25 protein-coding genes are annotated in these 19,723 nt (G+C 72.1%); all 25 read right to left on the reverse strand.

Going from position 1 to position 19,723, the window contains the following annotated elements; translation table 11 throughout:
* Nucleotides 1–290: 290 nt before the first annotated feature.
* The 25 genes from O4U47_RS26880 to rplX all read right to left on the reverse strand — a co-directional run bounded on the left by O4U47_RS26880 (nt 291) and on the right by rplX (nt 19,720).
* Complete coding sequence (locus O4U47_RS26880; RefSeq protein WP_270680778.1) at nt 291–1,877, reverse strand: lipopolysaccharide biosynthesis protein; 1,587 nt, start codon at nt 1,875–1,877, stop codon at nt 291–293.
* Nucleotides 1,878–1,961: 84 nt separating this feature from the next.
* A complete protein-coding gene (locus tag O4U47_RS26885) occupies nt 1,962–3,005 on the reverse strand; it encodes a sulfotransferase family protein (protein WP_333563673.1) in 1,044 nt (347 codons plus the stop codon).
* A 124-nt stretch (nt 3,006–3,129) separates the two neighbouring features.
* Entirely contained in the window at nt 3,130–4,368 is a 1,239-nt protein-coding gene (locus O4U47_RS26890; RefSeq protein WP_270680779.1) for a phosphotransferase, read from the reverse strand.
* Nucleotides 4,365–5,783: a ligase gene (locus tag O4U47_RS26895; protein ID WP_270680780.1), complete on the reverse strand. Its 1,419-nt coding sequence runs from the start codon at nt 5,781–5,783 to the stop codon at nt 4,365–4,367. Before O4U47_RS26895 ends, O4U47_RS26890 begins: the two co-directional genes overlap by 4 nt.
* Nucleotides 5,783–6,763 (reverse strand): Wzz/FepE/Etk N-terminal domain-containing protein, encoded by a 981-nt coding sequence (locus O4U47_RS26900; RefSeq protein ID WP_270680781.1) that lies wholly within the window; start codon nt 6,761–6,763, stop codon nt 5,783–5,785. Before O4U47_RS26900 ends, O4U47_RS26895 begins: the two co-directional genes overlap by 1 nt.
* 988 nt (nt 6,764–7,751) lie before the next feature.
* On the reverse strand, nt 7,752–8,570 hold the full coding sequence (gene truA / locus O4U47_RS26905) for a tRNA pseudouridine(38-40) synthase TruA (RefSeq protein ID WP_270680782.1): 819 nt from the start codon (nt 8,568–8,570) through the stop codon (nt 7,752–7,754).
* Between the two features lie 173 nt (nt 8,571–8,743).
* On the reverse strand, nt 8,744–9,247 hold the full coding sequence (gene rplQ, locus O4U47_RS26910) for a 50S ribosomal protein L17 (protein WP_270680783.1): 504 nt from the start codon (nt 9,245–9,247) through the stop codon (nt 8,744–8,746).
* Nucleotides 9,248–9,313: 66 nt separating this feature from the next.
* Nucleotides 9,314–10,333, reverse strand: a complete 1,020-nt coding sequence (locus O4U47_RS26915) for a DNA-directed RNA polymerase subunit alpha (protein ID WP_270680784.1) — start codon at nt 10,331–10,333, stop codon at nt 9,314–9,316.
* 135 nt (nt 10,334–10,468) lie between these two features.
* Nucleotides 10,469–10,876, reverse strand: coding sequence for a 30S ribosomal protein S11 (gene rpsK, locus O4U47_RS26920; RefSeq protein ID WP_017621562.1), 408 nt, complete (start codon nt 10,874–10,876; stop codon nt 10,469–10,471).
* 66 nt (nt 10,877–10,942) lie between these two features.
* On the reverse strand, nt 10,943–11,320 hold the full coding sequence (rpsM, locus tag O4U47_RS26925) for a 30S ribosomal protein S13 (RefSeq protein WP_270680785.1): 378 nt from the start codon (nt 11,318–11,320) through the stop codon (nt 10,943–10,945).
* A gap of 163 nt (nt 11,321–11,483) precedes the next feature.
* Complete coding sequence (gene rpmJ / locus O4U47_RS26930; RefSeq protein WP_017537997.1) at nt 11,484–11,597, reverse strand: 50S ribosomal protein L36; 114 nt, start codon at nt 11,595–11,597, stop codon at nt 11,484–11,486.
* 64 nt (nt 11,598–11,661) lie between these two features.
* A complete protein-coding gene (gene infA / locus O4U47_RS26935) occupies nt 11,662–11,883 on the reverse strand; it encodes a translation initiation factor IF-1 (RefSeq protein ID WP_017593374.1) in 222 nt (73 codons plus the stop codon).
* A 224-nt stretch (nt 11,884–12,107) separates the two neighbouring features.
* Nucleotides 12,108–12,563 carry a DUF1707 SHOCT-like domain-containing protein gene (locus O4U47_RS26940; protein ID WP_270680786.1) on the reverse strand — a complete coding sequence of 152 codons (456 nt, stop codon included), beginning with the start codon at nt 12,561–12,563 and terminating at the stop codon, nt 12,108–12,110.
* Between the two features lie 62 nt (nt 12,564–12,625).
* The gene (gene map / locus O4U47_RS26945; RefSeq protein ID WP_270680787.1) at nt 12,626–13,468 is read right to left on the reverse strand and encodes a type I methionyl aminopeptidase; all 843 of its coding nucleotides are present in this window, start codon (nt 13,466–13,468) and stop codon (nt 12,626–12,628) included.
* Entirely contained in the window at nt 13,468–14,118 is a 651-nt protein-coding gene (locus O4U47_RS26950; RefSeq protein ID WP_270680788.1) for an adenylate kinase, read from the reverse strand. Before O4U47_RS26950 ends, map begins: the two co-directional genes overlap by 1 nt.
* Nucleotides 14,118–15,431 (reverse strand): preprotein translocase subunit SecY, encoded by a 1,314-nt coding sequence (gene secY / locus O4U47_RS26955; protein ID WP_270680789.1) that lies wholly within the window; start codon nt 15,429–15,431, stop codon nt 14,118–14,120. The genes O4U47_RS26950 and secY overlap by 1 nt, the downstream gene beginning before the upstream one ends.
* Nucleotides 15,432–15,737: 306 nt before the next feature.
* On the reverse strand, nt 15,738–16,202 hold the full coding sequence (gene rplO / locus O4U47_RS26960; protein ID WP_270680790.1) for a 50S ribosomal protein L15: 465 nt from the start codon (nt 16,200–16,202) through the stop codon (nt 15,738–15,740).
* A complete protein-coding gene (rpmD, locus tag O4U47_RS26965) occupies nt 16,199–16,384 on the reverse strand; it encodes a 50S ribosomal protein L30 (protein ID WP_270680791.1) in 186 nt (61 codons plus the stop codon). The genes rplO and rpmD overlap by 4 nt, the downstream gene beginning before the upstream one ends.
* Nucleotides 16,385–16,386: 2 nt before the next feature.
* The gene (gene rpsE / locus O4U47_RS26970; RefSeq protein ID WP_270680792.1) at nt 16,387–16,989 is read right to left on the reverse strand and encodes a 30S ribosomal protein S5; all 603 of its coding nucleotides are present in this window, start codon (nt 16,987–16,989) and stop codon (nt 16,387–16,389) included.
* A gap of 51 nt (nt 16,990–17,040) precedes the next feature.
* On the reverse strand, nt 17,041–17,427 hold the full coding sequence (rplR, locus tag O4U47_RS26975; protein ID WP_270680793.1) for a 50S ribosomal protein L18: 387 nt from the start codon (nt 17,425–17,427) through the stop codon (nt 17,041–17,043).
* A gap of 2 nt (nt 17,428–17,429) precedes the next feature.
* Nucleotides 17,430–17,966: a 50S ribosomal protein L6 gene (rplF, locus tag O4U47_RS26980; RefSeq protein ID WP_270680794.1), complete on the reverse strand. Its 537-nt coding sequence runs from the start codon at nt 17,964–17,966 to the stop codon at nt 17,430–17,432.
* A 16-nt stretch (nt 17,967–17,982) separates the two neighbouring features.
* Nucleotides 17,983–18,381 (reverse strand): 30S ribosomal protein S8, encoded by a 399-nt coding sequence (gene rpsH / locus O4U47_RS26985; protein ID WP_270680807.1) that lies wholly within the window; start codon nt 18,379–18,381, stop codon nt 17,983–17,985.
* Nucleotides 18,382–18,642: 261 nt separating this feature from the next.
* On the reverse strand, nt 18,643–18,828 hold the full coding sequence (locus O4U47_RS26990; protein ID WP_270680795.1) for a type Z 30S ribosomal protein S14: 186 nt from the start codon (nt 18,826–18,828) through the stop codon (nt 18,643–18,645).
* Nucleotides 18,829–18,839: 11 nt separating this feature from the next.
* Entirely contained in the window at nt 18,840–19,415 is a 576-nt protein-coding gene (gene rplE, locus O4U47_RS26995) for a 50S ribosomal protein L5 (RefSeq protein WP_270680796.1), read from the reverse strand.
* On the reverse strand, nt 19,415–19,720 hold the full coding sequence (gene rplX / locus O4U47_RS27000) for a 50S ribosomal protein L24 (RefSeq protein ID WP_017623249.1): 306 nt from the start codon (nt 19,718–19,720) through the stop codon (nt 19,415–19,417). Before rplX ends, rplE begins: the two co-directional genes overlap by 1 nt.
* Nucleotides 19,721–19,723 lie beyond the last annotated feature (3 nt).

Raw genomic sequence — 19,723 nt, forward strand, 5'->3', positions numbered from 1 at the left:
CCACCCTGACCACGCACACACCCGGCGGCCGACCGCGCCACCGCGAGGGCCGCCGCCCTTCGTCGTCGCCGCCATCCGCCTCGCACCCCGGCGGTCCGGCGGACGGCCGGAACCCTTGAGCGGGGTACCAGCCGAGCCGCCGTCACTGAACGCTCTCCCGGTACTCCGGTGGCCTATCACCCGCTGGCCTGCCGACCTGCCGGCCTGCCGACCTGCCGGCCTGCCGACCTGCCGGCCTGCTGGTCTGTGACCTGCGGCCACGGCCGAGGCCTCGCCTTCCGGCAGGCCGGTCATCCGGTGGTGGCGGGGTCCGGTGTGGGCCTCCTCAGCCGCTTCGGGAGGAGGCCGTCCAGGTCGAGCACGGTGCGCATCCGCCACACCGTCGCCGTCCACCCGCTCCCGCCCACCACCATGGCCAGCACCAACGACGCCCCGGTCGTCCCCAGCGCCGCCGCGCACACCGCGGGCACCGCGCCGAACCACACCAGTGCGGCACCCGCGGCCGCCGCCCACCGGACGCTGAACGGGTGCACCCCCACCATCCGGTGCAGCTGGACCAGCGGCAACAGGTTGCGCACCCCGATCGCCGCCGCCCACGCCAGAGCCGCGCCCACGGCCCCCAGCGGCGGGATGAGCACCGCGCACAGCACCAGGTTCGCCGCCAGCGACAGCAGGTTGTTCGCGAGGTTCCACCCGGTCCGGCCCGCCATGGTGAGCAGCAGGTCGCCCATGCCCAGCGAAGCCGAGGCCATCTGCGCCACCGCGACCACCACCAGCACCCCCGTCCCGGCCGCGCCCGCGTACCCCGGCCCGAACAGTTCCATCACCAGCGGGGCGTACACCACCGCCAGGAGGAACAGAGGCCAGGTCAGGCAGATCAGCCACGCCGTCGCCGACCGGTACAGCCGCGCCGTGCCCGCCCGGTCGTCCACGGCCAGCATCTCCGCCAGCCGCGGCCCCGCCGCGAACTGCACCGCCTGGGTCGCGAACTGCCCGGCCACCAGCAGCCGCGTCCCGGCGGTGAACACCGCCGCCGAAGCCGCCCCCTGCACCGCCGCCACCAGGACGATCCCCGCGCGCTGGTTCCCGATCTGCGCCACCTGCGCCACTGACCGCGGCAGCGCGAACCCCCAGAACTCGCGCGGAGCGACGGGGGCGGGGGTCGGCCCCTCCGGGCTCGTCGCGGGGGGCGCCGCGGGGGGCGCAGCCGTACGCACCACGCGCCGCAGCCACAGCGCCGCCACCACGGCCGCAGGCAGGTACGGTCCCGCCCACGCCACTGCCAACAGCCCCGCCGAACCGGCAGCCGCCGCCCCGAGGACCAGCAGCACCTGGCCCAGCGGGCGGCCGACCTTCTCCACGGCCGCCGTCGCCGCCATGTCGTGGTGCGCCCGGGTGGCCGCCAGCAACGCCTCCACCACCGCCGCGAACGGCAGGAACGCGGCCAGCAGCCCGAGGTACACCGCCGCCCCCGGCTCGCCCGCCAGCTCCGCCACCGGCTCGGCGAACACCGCCATCGCCGCGGCGAGCGCTACCGAGGCCGCCACCACCGGCACGAGGGCCGTGCGCAGCAGGTGCCGGGTCCGCCCGGCGGTGCCCATCGCCCGGGTCCGCGCCAGGAAGTACACCAGCCCGTTGGCGGTTCCCAGCTGCGCCACGGCCGAGGCGATCAGGAACACCGACGTCGCCGCGAACAGCAGCCCCGCCGTCTCCTGGGAGAACCCGCGCGCCACCGCCACCACCAGGGCCAGGTTGAGCCCGGCCCCGGCGACGGCGGCCGCCATGTTCAGCGCCCCGCCCCGGGCGGTGCGGGCCACGGCCTCTGCCCCGTCCCGGCCCTCGCCTCCGCGGGTGGGTGTCGGGCTCTCGGTGGCCATCGTGCTCCGCTCGGTCGTCGGTGTCGGGGCGGGATCAGCGCCGATCAGCGCTGGTCAGCGCCGATCAGTGCTGGTCAGTGCTGGTCAGTGCGGCTCGGAGGCGTAACTGCGGGCATGGGCGGACGCGTCCGGGCCCTCATCTCCAGTGCCGCTGTCGGGAGCGGCGTTCTCCCCTCCGGGGACACCGCCCTCCCCGCTCTCCTCGTCGACCAGCCGCAGGGGGCGCCCGGCCGACGCGGCCTCGCTCCCGCCGCCCGGTTCGCGCCATGACGGTGTGCGCCCCCACCACTCGGCCAGGCGCTCGTCGGAATCGGCGAAGGCGTCCTCCAACCGCCTCCGCAGCCGCTCGGGCAGCTCCGCCCGGGGCCGGGCGTTGTGGTGGCCGAACACCACACCCGGGCAGTGCCGCACCCCCAGGAACTCCTCGAGCTCCGGGAAGTGCCGCTCCGGTTCGGCGAAGAACCGCTCGGCGTCCACCACGAACATGCGCTCACGCCCCACGTGCCGTTCCAGCCGAAGCAGCTGGTCGATGTACCGCCCGCGCGCCACGTAGGCATGGTGCTGGTGGTGGTGGGAGCGGGCCAGGGCATCGGCCGCCAGCCGCTCCTCCTCGCCCGCGATGCGCTCATCCTCCAGGTCCAGCGCGCGCTCGAACGGCTCGGTCTCGTAGCCCCGCGCGCTTTCGTGGCTGTGCGCCGAGTACGCACGCTCGACCGGGTCCCGCAGCATCACCACCACCTTCGCCTCGGGCAGGTCCGCGGCGATCCGCTCCGCGCACAGAGGGTGGAACAGGTAGTAGGGGCTGGACTCGCCCACCACGCCGCCCGCGCCCCCGGCGGCCGCCCGCACGCTGCGGCGCATCGGGAACCGGCTCCGGTACCAGTCCGTGCCGCGCCCGTAGGCGGTGTCGAAGAAGTGCACCCCCTTGCGCAGCGTGGGACCGAGCACCTGCGGGTGCTGCATGAGCGCCTTGTACAGGGTGGTGGTGCCGCAGCGCTGCGCGCCGGCGATGAGGAAGTCCGGCAGTGCCCGGGAGCGGCGGCTCACATGGCCGGCCAGGTCGGCGGCGGAGAGCGCGGCGTTCTTCAGGGGGGTCGGAACGGTCCGTCCGGCCATAGACAAGCGCATGGGTGTCCTCACGTGGTCGGGATGGCGCCCCGCGTGGGGCACGGGGTCGGGCGGCCGGAGCGGGCGGGCCGATGCGGGTGCGGGTGCGGGGCCGACGGCGCTCCGGGGCGGCGCCGTCCGGCGGTCATCTACGGGGTCCGGACTCGTGCGCCGCGCGCTCGCCGAGCCCCTCCAAAGCGGGCAGGAGCCAGTCGTCGACGGCCGCGAGCGGGCTCCCGGCCTCGTCCTGGCGGTCCTGGAGGTAGCGGGTGGCCAGGTCGACCAGGTACAGCGCCATCACCACCGGCACCGCCTGCGGGCGCAGCCCCGCCTCGGCCACCAGCGGGTCGCACAGCAGCCGGGCGCCGCTGTCCAGCCACCTCTGCACCCCCGCCTGCACGCCTCCCTGCACGCACTCGTTGAGCTCGTAGTGCAGCGCGTCCATGCCCAGCGGGACCCCCGACTCCAGGCGCTCCCAATCCCACACGAACGCCCGGCGCGGTGTCCCGGCGATGTTCCACCGGGTCAGGTCGCCGTGCCAGGCGCCGAACGGGAGCCGCACGTCCGGCAGCGACTCCAAGGCCTTGCGCAGCCGCGGCGCCTCCGGCCGCCCGGCCAGCGCGTCGATGCGCCGCTCCAGGTGGGCCCAGTAGGGGCCGGTGCGCAGCTCCCCTTCGGCGATCCCGTCCACGGCGGCGATCTGCAGCACGCAGCGCAGCAGCTGCCGCCGGGTGGGCCGGTCGGTCTGGTCGCCGACCGGCAAGGCCTCCTGCACCAGCAGCGGCCGGCCGTTCCACTCGCCCTCGTACATCAGCCGCGGCACGGTGACGTCGGGCAGGTGGGCCTCGGCCAGCCGTCTCAGCGCCCGGGTCTCGGCCCGGACCAGGCGCGAGGTGAGCTCGTTGACGCCCACCTTGGCGTAGCCCACCGCCCGGCCCGCGGGGGTGAGCAGCAGCAGGACCGGTTTGCGGTTGGCGCGTGGCGGCCCCACGTGTATGGCGATGACCACGTCCCGGTCCAGGGCGGCGCCCAGGGCGTGCTCGATGGTGTGGCCGGTGCCCACGTGCAGGCGGTCGCGCAGCAGCAGCGGCGCCACCCCGCTGGCGAAGGCGGTGGTGAGCAGGGCGGCCCGGACCCGCTCGCGGAAGGAGTGGCGCTGGGCGAAGGCGGCGATGCCGCGCGCCGCCGCGTACCGGTTGGTGACAGGCAGGATCACCCGAGGATTGTGCGCGGACGGGACCGGAAGGTATTCGCGCACGTGCGCCGCGGGGTGCTCGGGCGCGGGCACGCGTCTGCCCGCGCATTCGGCGCCGCGCCCCAGAAGCCCCCCGCAGGGCCAGAGCACCTCGGCCAGGTCCGTCAGATAGGTGGTCTCCCCGTTCACCGCGCGACACCCCCCGCCGCCGTCGCAGGTACGGCACCGGGGGCCCGCCGCCAGAGCAGTGCGATGCCGGTCATCGTGACCGCCAGCGGTGCCGTCAGCGCGACATAGAAGAACATGTACCAGAAGAGCAGGAGGATCGATAGAAGGGCGGCGGACCCCACCGCGTCCCGTTCCCCCCGGTGGCGCCAGGCGGCCGCGGCGAAGAAGCCGAGGAACAGCCCGGTGCCCACCCACCCGTTGGAGATGAGCGTCAGCCAGAACTGGCCGTTGTTGCCGATGGTGTGGTTGCCGCAGCCCGGGCACTCGGGGGAGGAGCCGATCGCGATCGAGTCCGAGCTGCCCAGCATGTCGCGGGTGGTGCCCCAGCCCAGCACCGGCGACTGGGCGGCGGCGTCGAGGGCGGCCCAGCTGGTGGCGGCCCGGCCGTCGTCGCTGTGCGGGTTGCCGATGCGTTCGGTGACCACGTCCATCAGGGGCGAGGCGGCCAGCGCGGCGCACAGCCCCGCGGCCGCCAGCACACCGGTGAGCGCGGCGGCGGCCCGGCCCGACCGCACCAGCTGCACCAGCGCGAACACGGCGGTCAGCGCCAGCCCCACCCACAGGGCCCGGTTCAGCGAGTGGACGATGGGCAGGCAGGACACCGCCACCGCCGCCAGGCCGACCCAGCGGCGCCACCCGCCCCGTCCGCCGCCGGTGAGGATCCACCCCGCCGCCAGCCAGGGCAGCAGCAGCGACAGCATGTTGCCCCACGTGTTGGTGTAGGGCCACGGTGCCTTGGGCCGCGCCGTCTCGTACCCCAGGACGTCGTCCATGACCTGGGACGACGATGGGTGGATGAGGGCCTGCACGTAGGAGTCGGAGGCCACGCCCGCGGGCAGCAGCGCCTCCAGCGGCGAGGTGAACCCGAAGTGGGGGGCGGCCATGCCGAGTAGGCCCCCGGCCGCCGTCGCGAGGAACAGCCACCCGAGCGCGCGGGCGATCCGGGAGTCCGACAGCTCGTCGCGGCCGGTGTTGCCGATGTAGAGCAGCAGCACCGTCAGCGCCAGGTAGTGGCCGAGCCGCACCAGCGCCCCGAGCACGCCGCCGGACCCGGGCAGGGTGCCGTCCGGCACCATCCCGATCAGCGCGATCCCGGCGGCCGCCCACAGCAGGAACAGCGCCCACAGCCCGAACCCGGGCGGCAGCCGGAGGCCGTGTTCGCGGTGGCGGCGCAGCAGCGCCGCGGCCATGGGCACGGCGAACACCCAGAAGGCGAAGGGGCCCAGCCCCAGCGCCCACCAGAGCGGGTATCCGGCGAACAGCCAGATGACCGGCCACCCCGGCGCGAAGAGCCGGGAGGCGAGCGGACCGGCGGCCGGCCCCGCCGCCGCCCCGCCTCCGGGCGGTCCGGCACCCGACCGGATCGAGGCCCCCATCAGCGGCGCGCCCCTGCCTCGGCGGGCTCCTCCTCGCGGGACCGGTCCGCCGACGCGCGGTCGGCGCCGCCCTCTTCCGGAGCCGCCTCCTGCGCCGCGTCCTCGACGACCGCCTCTTGCGCCGCCTCGGGCGCCGCGTCCTCGACGACCGCCTCCTGAGCGGCCGCGGTCGCCCCGCCGCGCGCACGGGCCCTGCGCTCCAGGGCGAACGCCGCGCCCGCGCCGACGGCCAGCCCCAGCACGCCGCCGCCCGCCAGCCACACCACCGGCTGCGGTGACGCCGGGGCGTCCGGCAGCGCGGCGGGGGTGAGCACCTGTCCGGGGATCAGCGACGCCTTGGCCGCGGTCAACGGCCCGGTCTCGGCGTTGAGGTCGGAGATCTCGCTCTGCACCGCCTCCAGCCGCGCCTCGGCCCGCGCCCGTTTGGCGGCGCCGCCCTTGGCGGCGTCCTCGGCCAATTCCTCCATCTCCTCGGTGCGGGCCTCGGTCTGCTCCTCCAGAGCGGCCAGCCGGGCGTCGATCAGCTCGCCCACCCGGGCGCTCCGGTCGGCCAGGTAGGCGTCGGAGAAGGCGGTGGCGCCGTCGCGCGCCGCCTCCGGGGTCGGGGCGGTGTAGGAGATCTCCAGCACGCTGCTGTTGGGCGGGACCTCCACCTCCACCCGCTCGCGCATCGCGCCCGGGTCCGTCCCGCCGATCTCCCGGTTGGCGGCCGAGGCGACCCGGGCCGAGGCCACCACCTGGGCCTCGGTGTCCAGGTTGACCTCCCCGTTGGTGCGCCCGGACAGCTCGCCGGTGAGCTCGGCGACCCCGGTCGGGCGCACCTGGACCGCCGTGGTCGCGGTGTAGGCGCTGGGCACCAGGACGAGCCCGGCCCCCGCGAGCGCCAGCCCGGCGGCGGTGGCGGCGGCCACCGCCGTCCAGCGTCGGCGCAGGGTCTGGGCGCAGTCCCTCAGGTCCGGTCCGGCGGCGGAGCTCTCCATGCGGCCCTGGTCCTTCCTTGACTACCACTAGTGGTGAATTTTCGAATACCTAGAGTAGTCGTTTTCGGGCTGTGGGGAGGGGAGCTCCGCGCGTGATTCGAGGACAACCGAAACCGGTGGCCCCCATGGCGTGTCCCGGAACGCCCTCCGGCCCTCCCGGAACGCCCTCCCGGAACGCCGAAGGGGGCCGCCGCGGACGTCCGCGGCGGCCCCCTTCGGCGCCCCGGCGGCACCGGCCCGGCGGGGCCGACGGCCGCAGGGGCCTCCGACCCCGCCTCCGGGCGCACCGCCCGGCGCGCCACAGGGCGCACCGCAGGGCCCACCGCCCGGCGGCCCTCAGCGGCCGCCCCAGGGCCCGCCGCAGGCACCGCCGCACGGCGCACCGCCGGGTCCGCCGCACGGAGCCCCCCAGGGGCCACCGCCCGGTGGGCCCCAGGGGCCGCCCGCTCCCCCCCCGCCGGGCGCCGGGGCGCCGAACGCCCCCGCCGGCCCACCCCCTCCCCCGCAGCCGCCGCACGACCCCGGTGCACCGCTCCAGGGCCGCGTGGGCGGACCGGGGCCGGTGTCCGACACGGGTGACGAACCCCTCGTCGTGGACGACGAGGCCACCCAGACCATCGGCGCCGTCCCCGACGACGGCTCCTCCGCGGCCGCGCCTGGGCCCTCCGACGAGTTCGGCGGGCGCCCGATGTTCCGCGACGAGTCCCCGAACCCGGGCGGGACCACCGCCGAGATCGACCTCTCCGAGATGGACGACCTGGACCCCGCCCGGCGACGGTTCGGACCTGGAGGAGGTCGCCCCCGGGTTCGTCGAGTCCACCCTGGGCTCCCTGGCCGACCAGGTCGCCTGACACTGCGCGGAACGGCCCCGGCGGTCCCCGCACCGCCGGGGCCGTTCCGCGTTGCCCCTCCGCGATGATCTCGACGAAGGTGCTGTCATTTCGGCGATATTGACAGCACCTTCGTCGAGATCATCGCTGGGGAGGGATCAGCGCTCCAGGGTGCGCACCCGCCTGGTCGCCCGTGCGCGTGCGGCCAGCAGCTCCGCGTCGGGGTAGGCCACCTCCTCCAGGCTGAGCCCGTGCGGGGCCACCACGTGGACGGCCGAGTCGCGCACGCCCGCCTGGAGCACCTCGGCGGGCCACCCCGTCGCCCGGCGGCCGTCGCCGACCGCCAGCAGCGCCCCCACCAGCGCCCGCACCATGTTGTGGCAGAACGCGTCGGCCTGCACCGTCCCGGCCAGCAGGTGCTCCTCCTCGCGCACCCACTCCATGCGCAGCAGCTCGCGGACCGTGGTCGCGCCCTCCCGCTTGCGGCAGTAGGCGGCGAAGTCGTGCTCGCCGGTCAGCTCCGCCGCGGCCAGGTTCATCCGGTCGGTGTCCAGGGGCCGCTTGTGCCACAGCACGTGGTGCCGCCACAGCGGCTCCACGCCCCACGGCGCGTCGCTCACCCGGTACACGTACCGCCGGTGGAGGGCGGAGAAGCGGGCGTCGAAGCCCTCGGGCGCCGGGGCGACCGACCGCACCCGCACGTCCGGCGGGAGCACCCCGGCCAGGCGGCGGAGGACCCGCTCGCCCTCGGCCTCCCAGACCTCCTCCGGCACGTCCAGGTGGGCCGCCTGTCCCCCGGCGTGCACCCCGGCGTCGGTGCGCCCGGCCACGGTCAGCTGCACCGCCTCCGGCGGCATCCGCAGCACCCGGGCCAGCGCCTCCTGCAGCACCCCTTGCACGGTGCGGCGGTCGGGCTGCTCGGCCCAGCCGGAGAAGCCCGAACCGTCGTAGGCGAGGTCGAGGCGGAGGCGGATCATCGTCGGCCCTTCTGTGTGCTGGTTCTCTCCCATCGTTGATCTCGGGCGAAACGACGCTACAAGCGCGGTTTTAGGGGCCGTTCTCCCGAGATCAACGCCACGGGGGTGAAACAACGGTGCCCGGCCCCCTCAGGGGCCGGGCACCGGCGGTCGAGCGGGCAAGGGGCGTCCCCCTACTCCTCGTCCTTCTTGTCCTCCGCGGCGGCCTCGGGGGCCTCGGGGGCCTCCTCGGCGGCCTTCTCCTCCGCGGTCTCCGCGGCGGGGGCGGCCTCCTCGGCCTTCGGCTCCTCGGCCTTGGCCTTCTTGGCGGCCGGGCGGTTGAGGGCCTCCACCAGCTCGATCACGGCCATGGGGGCGTTGTCGCCCTTGCGCGGCCCGACCTTGGTGATGCGGGTGTAGCCGCCCTCGCGGTTCTCGTAGCGCGGGCCGATCTCGGTGAACAGCTCGTGCACGACCGCCTTGTCGCTGATCGTGCGCAGCACCTGGCGGCGCGCGTGCAGGTCGCCGCGCTTGCCCAGGGTGATGAGCTTCTCCGCGTAGGGGCGCAGGCGCTTGGCCTTGGCCTCGGTGGTCTTGATGCGGCCGTGCTGGAACAGCGAGGTCGCCAGGTTCGCCAGCATGAGCCGCTCATGGGCCGGGCCGGAACCCAGGCGAGGCCCCTTCGTCGGCGTGGGCATCGTGTACTTCTCCTAGTGGTGCGGGCCGCGGCCGTGGAACGGCCGCGGTCCTCGGGGCGACGTCTTCTAGTACTGCTCGGTCTCGACGTAGGACTGGTCCTCGTCGTCGGAACCGTAGGAGTCGGCCGCGCTGCTGGGGTCGAACCCGGGCGGGGAGTCCTTGAGCGAGAGGCCCATGTCCACGAGCTTCTGCTTGACCTCCTCGATGGACTTCGCGCCGAAGTTCCTTATATCCAGAAGGTCCTGCTCGGAGCGGGCGACGAGCTCGCCCACCGTGTGGATGCCCTCGCGCTTGAGGCAGTTGTAGGAACGCACCGTGAGGTTGAGGTCCTCGATCGGCAGCGCCAGGTCGGCGGCCAGGGCCGCGTCCGTGGGCGAGGGGCCCATGTCGATGCCCTCGGCGTCGACGTTGAGCTCGCGCGCCAGCCCGAACAGCTCCACCAGCGTCTTGCCGGCGCTGGCCACGGCGTCGCGGGGCCGGATGCTCGGCTTGGTCTCGACGTCCAGGATCAGCCGGTCGAAGTCGGTGCGCTGCTCGACGCGGGTGGCCTCGACCTTGTAGGTGACCCGCAGGACCGGCGAGTAGATGGAGTCGATCGGGATACGGCCGATCTCCTGGCCGGGCTGCTTGTTCTGGGTCGCCGAGACGTACCCGCGGCCGCGCTCGACCGTCAGCTCCATCTCCAGCTTGCCCTTGCTGTTCAGCGTGGCGATGTGCAGGTCGGGGTTGTGCACCTCGACCCCCGCCGGCGGCGCGATGTCCGCGGCGGTCACCACACCGGGGCCCTGCTTGCGCAGATACATCAGAACCGGCTCGTCGTGCTCGGAGGAGACGACCAGCCCCTTGAGGTTCAGGATGATCTCGGTGACGTCCTCCTTGACGCCGGGCACGGTGGTGAACTCGTGCTCGACGCCCTCGATGCGGATGCTGGTGACAGCGGCACCGGGGATCGAGGACAGCAGGGTCCGCCGGATCGAGTTGCCGATGGTGTAGCCGAAGCCCGGCTCCAGGGGCTCGATCACGAACTTGGAGCGGAGCTCCGACAGGCTCTCCTCCGAGAGCGTCGGACGCTGGGCGATGAGCATGTTCGGTGTTCCTTTCCCACGGCCGCCCGCTATTTGACGGCCACTGGACGGCCCCGTGGCCACGGGGCCTGACAACTACCTACCCGCGAACCCCCCGGCCGGATCCGGCCGGATGCGCGGCGGCGCCCGCCGGGGTCAGACCCGGCGGCGCTTGGGCGGACGGCAGCCGTTGTGCGGAACCGGCGTGACGTCCTGGATGGAGCCCACCTCCAGGCCCGTGGCCTGCAGCGAGCGGATGGCGGTCTCACGGCCGGAGCCGGGACCCTTGACGAAGACGTCCACCTTGCGCACCCCGTGCTCCTGGGCACGGCGGGCGGCGGCCTCGGCGGCCATCTGGGCGGCGAACGGGGTGGACTTGCGCGACCCCTTGAAGCCGACCTGCCCGGAGCTCGCCCACGAGATCACCGCACCCGTCGGGTCGGTGATGCTCACGATCGTGTTGTTGAACGTGCTCTTGATGTGAGCATGCCCGTGGACGATGTTCTTCTTTTCCTTGCGGCGCACCTTGCGCGCGGCGCCCTGCTGGCGGCCCTTAGGCGGCATACCTGATTACTCCCAAGATCGTCGGTCCGTCGGCGTGCCGGACCCGGTGGTCGAGGTCCGGACGGACTACTTCTTCGGCTTCTTCTTGCCGGCCACGGTCTTCTTCTTGCCCTTGCGGGTCCGGGCGTTGGTCTGCGTGCGCTGACCGTGCACCGGCAGACCGCGGCGGTGCCGGATGCCCTGGTAGGCGCCGATCTCCATCTTGCGGCGGATGTCGGCCTGGACCTCGCGCCGCAGGTCGCCTTCGACCTGGTAGTTGGCGTCGACCCAGTCGCGGATCTTGACCAGCGCGTCCTCGGAGAGCTCGTGGACGCGGGTGTCGGGGCTGACACCGGTGCTCTTCAGGATCTCGGCGGCGCGGGTCCGGCCGATCCCGAAAACGTAGGTGAGGGCGATCTCCACCCGCTTGTCGCGGGGGAGGTCGACGCCTGCGAGGCGTGCCATAAGGGCGTGCTCCTTCGTGCTTGCGGAGGTCTCACCCGCCCCATTCCGCTCGCCGCCCTGACGAGCGCCCCGGCCTCCGACCGGGGGTTGTCCCCGCGCACCGCGGGAACCGAGGCAGGTCTTTCGTGTTCGTCGCCGTCGAGAAGAGGCGGGCGCCCGGGGACTAGCCCTGGCGCTGCTTGTGGCGCGGGTCCGAGCAGATGACCATGATCCGGCCGTGGCGGCGGATCACTCGGCACTTCGCGCAGATCTTCTTGACGCTCGGCTTGACCTTCATGGTGTCTCCGAACTCGAGCCGTCCCGTCCGCCCGGCGGCAGCCGGGCGGCCGTGCGGAGCGGCCTTACTTGTAGCGGTAAACGATGCGCCCGCGGGTGAGGTCGTACGGGCTCAGCTCCACGACGACGCGGTCGTCGGGGAGAATGCGGATGTAGTGCATCCGCATCTTGCCGCTGATATGGGCAAGGACCTTGTGCCCGTTGTCGAGCTCCACTCGGAACATTGCGTTGGGCAGGGACTCGATAACGGAGCCCTCGATCTCGATGGCGCCGTCTTTCTTAGCCATATCCTCCACGCTTCATGAATCTCCCCTGCCGACGGCAGGGGTTCGCGGCCGACAGCCCTCGGACGGGCGCCGGGCACACTGCTGATTCGGACATTGACGATCAGGTCAACCGCGACAGCATACGCGCAGATTCCAGCGGATGCGGAAGTAAGGCACGCTGACCCAACGGCCCGAGTGTGGGCTCTACCAGTCTAACGCCCTGAGCGAGCGGGGCGTCCGCCGCGTCAGCCGCGGCCCGCGCCACCGCCGCCGCGGTGGACCGCGGCGAGTCCGAGTGTGATGAACACCATCACGATACCCCACGGGCCGAGCACCCAGAGGAACCACGGGTAGCCGCTGCTCTGACCGGTGAGGTAGAGGATCAGCCAGATGGTGAAGCACAGCGTGTTCACGCCGAGCCACAGCCCCCACGGGATCAGCAGCGCCGGGTCGCGCAGGAGTGTGGGCCCCTCCGGGGCCGGCGGCGCCGTCCGGGCCGCGGGCTCCGGCGCGGGCGAGGAGGGCAGGTCGGCGACGGCCGCCTCCAGGTCCCGCAGGCTCACCGCCTTGTAGACGCGCTCCAGGCGGGAGCTGAACTCGCCGCCGCCCAGCCGCCCCTGGGCGAAGTGGTCCTGCAGGAGCCGGGCCGCGCGGTCCCGTTCGGGGTCCCCCGGTCCGGTCTCCGGGGCGTCCTCGGACACGTGGCCCTCCCTCACTGGATCCGCCTCGCGCTTCACGCTGCGATCCTACTGCGCGGGCGGGGTCACCACCCGGGGTCGGGGAACGACCGCTTCTCCAGCTCGGCCCGGTCGTCCTCACGGGCGGTCAGGACCATCGGCCCCTCGGCGGTCACCGCCACCGTGTGCTCGAAGTGGGCCGCGCGGCCGCCGTCGCGGGTGACCACGGTCCACTCGTCCTCCAGCACGGCCACGTGCCGGGTGCCCCGGGTGGCCATCGGCTCGATGGCCAGGCACATGCCCTCCTCCAGGCGCAGGCCCTTGCCGGGCTTGCCGTGGTTGAGCACGTGCGGCTCCATGTGCATCTCGGTGCCGATGCCGTGCCCCCCGTACTCCTGGACGTTGCCGTAGGAGCCGTGGGAGCGGATGGAGGCGTCGATGGCGTGGCCGATGTCGCCGAGGCGGCGCCCGGGGCGCAGCTCGGCGATCCCGCGCCACATGGCCTCCCGGCACGCGTCCATCATCCGCACGTCCTCGTCGGAGACGGTGCCCACCGGGACGGTCACGGCCGAGTCGCCGTGCCAGCCGTCCAGGATCGCCCCGCAGTCCACCGAGACGACGTCGCCGTCGGCGAGCACCTTGGAGGCCCGCGGGATGCCGTGCACGACCTCCTCGTTGACCGAGGCGCAGATCGAGCCGGGGAAACCGGGCTCGCTCGGGATCGGCCGGTAGCCCTTGAAGGAGGGCACGGCGCCCGCCCCGCGGATCACCTCTTCGGCGACCGCGTCCAGGTCCAGCGTGCTCAGCCCGGGGGCGGCCGCGGCGCGCACCGCGTCCAGGGCGCGCGCCACGACCTTGCCGGCCTCCCGCATGCTGCGGATCTGGTCCGGCGTCTTGATCTGGATGTCCGGCTTGGACTTGCGGAACATCAGGCGTCCGACCTCAGCGCGGCGATCGCGCGGGCCGTGACGTCCTCGACGGCGCCGGTGGCCCCGATCGCCACCAGCACGCCCTTGTCCCGGTAGTAGGCCACCAGCGGCTCGGTCTGCTCCCGGTAGACCTCCAACCGGTGGCGGATGACCTCTTCGCGGTCGTCGTCGCGCTGGTAGAGCTCACCGCCGCAGGCGTCGCACACCCCGTCCGCCTCGGGCGGGTCGTAGTCGAGGTGGTAGACGCGGCCGCACTCGCGGCAGGAGCGGCGGCCGGAGAGGCGTTTGACGACCTCCTCCTCGTCCACCTTGAGCTCCAGCACCGCGTCCAGCGCGGTCCCCATGTCCTTGAGCATGGAGTCCAGCGTCTCGGCCTGGGGCACGTTGCGCGGGAAGCCGTCGAGCAGGAAGCCCTCCCGTGCGTCCTCTTCGGCGAGCCTCCCCCGCACCATCTCGTTGGTGACCTCGTCGGGGACGAGGTCACCGCGGTCCATGTAGCTCTTGGCCGTGCGGCCGAGCTCGGTACCGCCGCTCACGTTGGCCCGGAAGATGTCGCCCGTGGACACCTTGGGGATGGACAACTCTGACGCCAGGATCTGGGCCTGGGTGCCTTTACCGGCACCCGGGGGCCCAACAAGTACGGCACGCACTATCGCAAGAAACCTTCGTAGTTCCGCTGCTGGAGGTGAGACTCGATCTGCTTCACCGTGTCCAGCCCGACACCGACCATGATCAGGATGCTCGTACCGCCGAACGGGAAGTTCTGGGTCGCCCCGGAGGCGCCCATCGCCACCATCGGCAGCAGAGCGATGAACCCGAGGTACAGCGATCCGGGGGTCGTCAGCCGGTTGAGCACGTACTCCAGGTACTCCGCGGTCGGACGCCCGGGCCGGATACCCGGGATGAACCCACCGTACTTCTTCATGTTGTCGGCGACTTCGGCGGGGTTGAACGTGATGGCCACGTAGAAGAACGCGAAGCCCACGATCATGACGAAGAAGGTCGCCATGTAGACCGGGTGCGTGCCGGTCACGAAGTACTCGTTGAGAAAGTTCACAACGGCGTTGTCGGAGTCCTGCCCGAACAGGCCGATGGCCAGCTGCGGGAGGTACAGCAGCGAGGAGGCGAAGATGACCGGGATGATGCCGGCCTGGTTCACCTTCAGCGGGATGTAGGTGGAGCTGCCGCCGAACATCCGGCGGCCCACCATCCGCTTGGCGTAGTGCACGGGGATGCGGCGCTGGGCCTGCTCGATGAAGACCACGCCGGCGATCAGCACCAGGCCCGCCACGCAGATGAGCACGAACACCCAGGTGTCCTGCTCCTGCCAGATGGTCCCGATCGAGGACGGGAACATCGCGATGACCTGGGTGAAGATCAGCAGGGACATGCCGTTGCCCACGCCGCGCTCGGTGATCAGCTCACCGAACCACATGATCACCGCGGTGCCCGCGGTCATCGTGAAGACCATGGTGATCAGCGTCAGCAGGTCGTCGTTGGGCATGTAGGTGTGCACCGGGATGCGGCCCTGGAACAGCTGCCCGCTGCGCGCCATCGCGATGAAGCTGGTCGACTGCAGGATCGCCAGCGCGAGGGTGAGGTACCGGGTGTACTGGGTGATCTTGGTCTGCCCGGCCTGGCCCTCCTTCTTCAGGGCCTCCAGGCGCGGGATCACCACCGTGAGCAGGTTGATGATGATGCTCGCGGTGATGTAGGGCATGATGCCCAGCGCGAAGACCGCGAGCTGCAGCAGCGCCCCGCCGCTGAACAGGTTGATCAGCGAGTAGATCCCCGACTCGTCGGCGGCCTGCACCGACTCCAGCTGCTCTCTGATCGCCGCGGAATCGATCCCCGGCGCCGGGATGACCGAGCCCAGCCGGAAGATGGTCAGGATGAAAATGGTGAACAGCAGCTTGTTACGCAGGTCGGGCGTGCGGAACGCACGGACGAACGCACCTAGCACGTCTCCTCCTGCGCGGCTTCGGCGGCGGAACCGGTTCGAGACATCGCGGCCGATCCTGAATCGTCGTAGAGCGGCGGCACCGGGGGCGGCCCCGGAGCCCTGGAGTCATCGGTCAAGCGGTTAGGCGTCAGGCAGTATGGCACTGTAACAGCCCTTCGGGTCCGGACAGGGATCGTCCAGGTGAGGGACGCCGTCTAGGCCCTCGGCCCGACCCGGGTAGCACGCGGGGGCGCCGCCCGGCGCCCACCCGTGGGTGGGACTGGCCGGCCGACGCCCCCGCATGGCTCTGGCGGATCGGATCGACGCCTACAGCTCGGTGGTGGAACCACCGGCGGCGGCGATCTTCTCCTTGGCCGAGCCGGAGAACGCGTTCGCGCTCACCTGGACGGCCACCGAGATCTCACCGGTGCCCAGGACCTTCACGGGCTGGTTCTTGCGAACCGCGCCCTTGGCGGCCAGGGCCTCGACGGTGACCTCGCCCCCCTCGGGGAACAGCTCCGCGATCCGGTCCAGGTTCACGACCTGGAACTGGGTGCGGAACTTGGCGTTGCTGAAGCCCTTGAGCTTCGGCAGCCGCCGGATCAGGGGCATCTGGCCGCCCTCGAAGCCGACGGGAACCGTGGAGCGGGCCTTGGTGCCCTTGGTCCCGCGGCCGGCGGTCTTGCCCTTGGAGGCCTCGCCGCGACCCTTGCGGATCTTGGACTTGTTGCTGCCCGGGGCCGGGCGCAGGTGGTGGAGCTTGAGCAGCTCGCCGGGGGCGTTGTCGCTCATTCGCTGACCTCCTCGACATTCACGAGGTGCGCCACGACGCCGACCTGCCCGCGGACCTGCGGACCGTCCTCACGGACGACCGAACGGCCGATCTTGCCGAGGCCGAGGGAGCGCAGGTTCTCGTGCTGCTTCTTCGTGCCGCCGATCTTCGACCGCACCTGGGTGATCTTCAGCTTCGCCATGGTCAGGCACCCGCCTTCGCTTCCGCGCGGGCGCGCAGCATGGCGGCCGGGGCGACGTCCTCGATCGGCAGGCCGCGGCGCGCCGCGATCTCCTCGGGACGGCCCAGGCCCTTCAGGGCGGCCACGGTCGCCTTGACGATGTTGAGCGCGTTGGACGAGCCGAGCGACTTGCTGAGCACGTCGTGCACGCCGGCGCACTCCAGCACCGCGCGGACCGGACCGCCGGCGATCACACCGGTACCGGGGGCCGCCGGGCGCAGCAGCACGATGCCGGCCGCGTCCTCGCCCTGGACCTGGTGGGTGATCGTGCCCTGGATGCGGGGGACGCGGAAGAAGTTCTTCTTCGCCTCCTCCACGCCCTTGGCGATGGCGGCCGGAACTTCCTTGGCCTTGCCGTAACCGATGCCCACCATGCCGTTGCCGTCGCCGACGACGACCAGCGCGGTGAAGCTGAACCGCCGGCCGCCCTTGACGACCTTGGCGACCCGGTTGATGGTCACGACCTTCTCGATGTAGGAGACACCCTTGTCTGCGGCGCCGCCGCGGCGATCGTCGCGGCGGTCACGCCGCTCGCCACCGGCGCCGCGCCGCGGAGCTGCAGCCATCAGTGGTTCCTCTTCCCGTCGGTGTACTTGCTGTGGACCGGGTTCATCGGATCAGAACTCCAGTCCGCCGGACCGCGCGCCCTCGGCGAGGGCGGCGATGCGGCCGTGGTAGCGGTTCCCGCCGCGGTCGAAGACGACGGCCGCGATGCCGGCGTCCTTGGCGCGCTGCGCGATGAGCTCGCCGACCTTCTGCGACTTCTCGGACTTCGTACCGTCCTGGGCGCGCAGGCCCGCCTCGATGGTGGAGGCCGAGACCAGGGTGTGCCCCTGGGTGTCGTCCACGATCTGGGCGACCATGTGCTTGGAGGAGCGGGTGACGACCAGGCGCGGCCGCGCCGGGGTGCCGGTGATCTTCTTGCGGACCCGAAGGTGCCGCCGCGCACGCGAGGCAGTGCGCGCGGCCGTACCCTTGCGGACCGCGGTCGTGCTCTTCGCCATGCTTACTTACCAGCCTTTCCGGCCTTCGAGCGGATCTGCTCGCCCTTGTACCGCACGCCCTTCTTCTTGTACGGGTCGGGGCGGCGCAGACCGCGGATGTTGGCGGCGACCTGGCCCACCAGCTGCTTGTCGATGCCCTCGACGTGCAGCAGGGTCGGCTTCTCCACCCGGAAGGTGATGCCCTCCGGCGGCTCGATCACGACCGGGTGGCTGTAGCCCAGGGAGAACTCCAGGTTGGAGCCCTTGGCCTGGACGCGGTAGCCGACACCGTGGATCTCCAGGGTCTTGCTGTAGCCCTTGGAGACGCCCTCGACCAGATTGGCCAGCAGCGCCCGGTTCAGGCCGTGCAGCGACCGGTTCTCCGGGTGGTCGTCGGGGCGGCCCAGGGTGACCTCGCCCTCGCCCAGCTCGACCGTGATCGGGTCGGTAACGGTGTGGTGCAGAGTGCCCTTCGGCCCCTTGACAGTGACGTCTTGCCCGTCAATCGTGACTTCGACGCCCTTGGGGACCGAAATCGGCAGTCGACCGATACGCGACATGCTGAAATCTCTCCCTTTACCAGACGTAGGCGAGGACTTCGCCGCCCACGCCGTTCTTCTTGGCCTGCTTGTCGGTCATCAGGCCGCCGGACGTCGAGATGATGGCGGTGCCGAGGCCGCCCAGGACGCGCGGAAGGTTGTCCTTCTTCGCGTAGACGCGCAGGCCCGGCTTGGACACGCGCCGGATGCCGGCGATCGAGCGCTCCCGGGTGGGCCCGTACTTGAGCTCCACCTCCAGGCTCTTGCCGACCTGCGCGTCCTCGACGCGCCAGCCCTGGACGTAGCCCTCCTGCTGGAGGATCTCGGCGATGTGCGCCTTGATCTTGGAATACGGCATCGACACGGTGTCGTGGTGCGCCGAATTCGCATTGCGCAGACGCGTGAGCATGTCTGCGATCGGGTCGGTCATCGTCATGGCCGACTGGCCCTTCCTCACCGCGGTTTCCCCAAGGACAGGCGGGTCCCTTCCCGCCTGTTCCCCTCTTCCGGGGCACCTCTAGGACCTACGGCGTGGTCACGGGCACCCCACCGGACGCACCGGTGGCAGTGCCCTGATTCTCTCCATCGTTGTTACGTGGTGGTCGCCGCGCCCGCCCGCGCCCGTGTGGTCAGGGGGGCGGCGCGGCGGCTCCCGCGATCCGCTCCGGCCGGCCGGGGCGCACCCGGCCCGGGGCCGCTACCAGCTCGACTTGGCGATACCCGGCAGCTCGCCCTTGTGCGCCATCTCGCGGAAGCAGATGCGGCACAGGCCGAACTTGCGGAAGACGGCGCGCGGACGTCCGCACCGCGAGCAACGAGTATACGCGCGGACGGCGAACTTCTGCTTCCTGTTCGCCTTGGCGATCAGCGCCTTCTTTGCCATGGTCGCCTCCCTCAGGCTTCCTTGAAGGGGAACCCGAGGCGCTTGAGCAGGCTGCGCCCCTGGTCGTCCGTGGTCGCACTGGTGACGACCGTGATGTCCATGCCCCGCTGGCGGTCCACCTTGTCCGGGTCGACCTCGTGGAACATGACCTGCTCGGTGAGGCCGAAGGTGTAGTTGCCCTTGCCGTCGAACTGGTTCGGGTTGAGCCCGCGGAAGTCCCGGATGCGCGGGAGCGCCAGGGCGACCAGGCGGTCCAGGAACTCCCACATCCGGTCGCCGCGCAGGGTCACGCTGGCGCCGATCGGCTGGCCCTCGCGCAGCTTGAACTGCGCGATGGACTTCTTGGCCCGGCTGATCTTGGGCTTCTGCCCGGTGATCGCCGAGAGGTCGGCGACGGCGCCCTGGATCAGCTTGGCGTCGCGAGCGGCCTCGCCCACGCCCATGTTCACCACGACCTTGGTCAGGCCGGGGATCTGCATGACGTTGGCGATCCCGAACTCCTCGCGCAGCGCCGGCATGATCTCGGAGCGGTACTTCTCCTTGAGACGAGGCATGGCCGGAGCCTCGGTGTCGTTGGTGACCGTCATCAGATGTCCTTACCGGTACGGCGCGAGACGCGAACCTTCTTGCCGTCTTCGGTGAAGCGGTAGCCGACCCGGGTGGCCTTGCCGTCCTCGGCGAGGGCGACGTTGCTCACGTGGATCGGCGCCTCCTGCGTGACGACCTCGCCCTGCTGGCCGCTCGCCGGGTTCGCCTTCCTGTGCTTCTTGATGAGGTTGACGCCCTCGACGACGACACGCTGCTCCTTGGGAAGGGCCTTGATGACCTTCCCGGTGGCACCCTTGTCCTTGCCGGCGATGACGATGACCTCGTCGTCCTTCTTGACCTTCATCGC

The organism is Nocardiopsis suaedae (genome assembly GCF_027706745.1).
GTDB lineage: Bacteria > Actinomycetota > Actinomycetes > Streptosporangiales > Streptosporangiaceae > Nocardiopsis_A > Nocardiopsis_A suaedae.

Coding starts and splice junctions, on each gene's coding strand:
- O4U47_RS26880 (WP_270680778.1), bottom strand. CDS start 1,877: ATGGCCACCGAGAGCCCGACACCCACCCGCGGAGGCGAGGGCCGGGAC.
- rplX (WP_017623249.1), bottom strand. CDS start 19,720: ATGAAGGTCAAGAAGGACGACGAGGTCATCGTCATCGCCGGCAAGGAC.
- O4U47_RS26915 (WP_270680784.1), bottom strand. CDS start 10,333: ATGCTCATCGCCCAGCGTCCGACGCTCTCGGAGGAGAGCCTGTCGGAG.
- rpmJ (WP_017537997.1), bottom strand. CDS start 11,597: ATGAAGGTCAAGCCGAGCGTCAAGAAGATCTGCGCGAAGTGCCGAGTG.
- rplQ (WP_270680783.1), bottom strand. CDS start 9,247: ATGCCCACGCCGACGAAGGGGCCTCGCCTGGGTTCCGGCCCGGCCCAT.
- rplE (WP_270680796.1), bottom strand. CDS start 19,415: ATGACGGTCACCAACGACACCGAGGCTCCGGCCATGCCTCGTCTCAAG.
- rpsE (WP_270680792.1), bottom strand. CDS start 16,989: ATGGCTGCAGCTCCGCGGCGCGGCGCCGGTGGCGAGCGGCGTGACCGC.
- O4U47_RS26900 (WP_270680781.1), bottom strand. CDS start 6,763: ATGGAGAGCTCCGCCGCCGGACCGGACCTGAGGGACTGCGCCCAGACC.
- map (WP_270680787.1), bottom strand. CDS start 13,468: ATGTTCCGCAAGTCCAAGCCGGACATCCAGATCAAGACGCCGGACCAG.
- infA (WP_017593374.1), bottom strand. CDS start 11,883: ATGGCTAAGAAAGACGGCGCCATCGAGATCGAGGGCTCCGTTATCGAG.
- rpsH (WP_270680807.1), bottom strand. CDS start 18,381: ATGACGATGACCGACCCGATCGCAGACATGCTCACGCGTCTGCGCAAT.
- rplF (WP_270680794.1), bottom strand. CDS start 17,966: ATGTCGCGTATCGGTCGACTGCCGATTTCGGTCCCCAAGGGCGTCGAA.
- O4U47_RS26895 (WP_270680780.1), bottom strand. CDS start 5,783: ATGGGGGCCTCGATCCGGTCGGGTGCCGGACCGCCCGGAGGCGGGGCG.
- rpsK (WP_017621562.1), bottom strand. CDS start 10,876: ATGCCGCCTAAGGGCCGCCAGCAGGGCGCCGCGCGCAAGGTGCGCCGC.
- rpsM (WP_270680785.1), bottom strand. CDS start 11,320: ATGGCACGCCTCGCAGGCGTCGACCTCCCCCGCGACAAGCGGGTGGAG.
- O4U47_RS26990 (WP_270680795.1), bottom strand. CDS start 18,828: ATGGCAAAGAAGGCGCTGATCGCCAAGGCGAACAGGAAGCAGAAGTTC.
- rplR (WP_270680793.1), bottom strand. CDS start 17,427: ATGGCGAAGAGCACGACCGCGGTCCGCAAGGGTACGGCCGCGCGCACT.
- truA (WP_270680782.1), bottom strand. CDS start 8,570: ATGATCCGCCTCCGCCTCGACCTCGCCTACGACGGTTCGGGCTTCTCC.
- O4U47_RS26885 (WP_333563673.1), bottom strand. CDS start 3,005: ATGCGCTTGTCTATGGCCGGACGGACCGTTCCGACCCCCCTGAAGAAC.
- rpmD (WP_270680791.1), bottom strand. CDS start 16,384: ATGGCGAAGCTGAAGATCACCCAGGTGCGGTCGAAGATCGGCGGCACG.
- rplO (WP_270680790.1), bottom strand. CDS start 16,202: ATGAGCGACAACGCCCCCGGCGAGCTGCTCAAGCTCCACCACCTGCGC.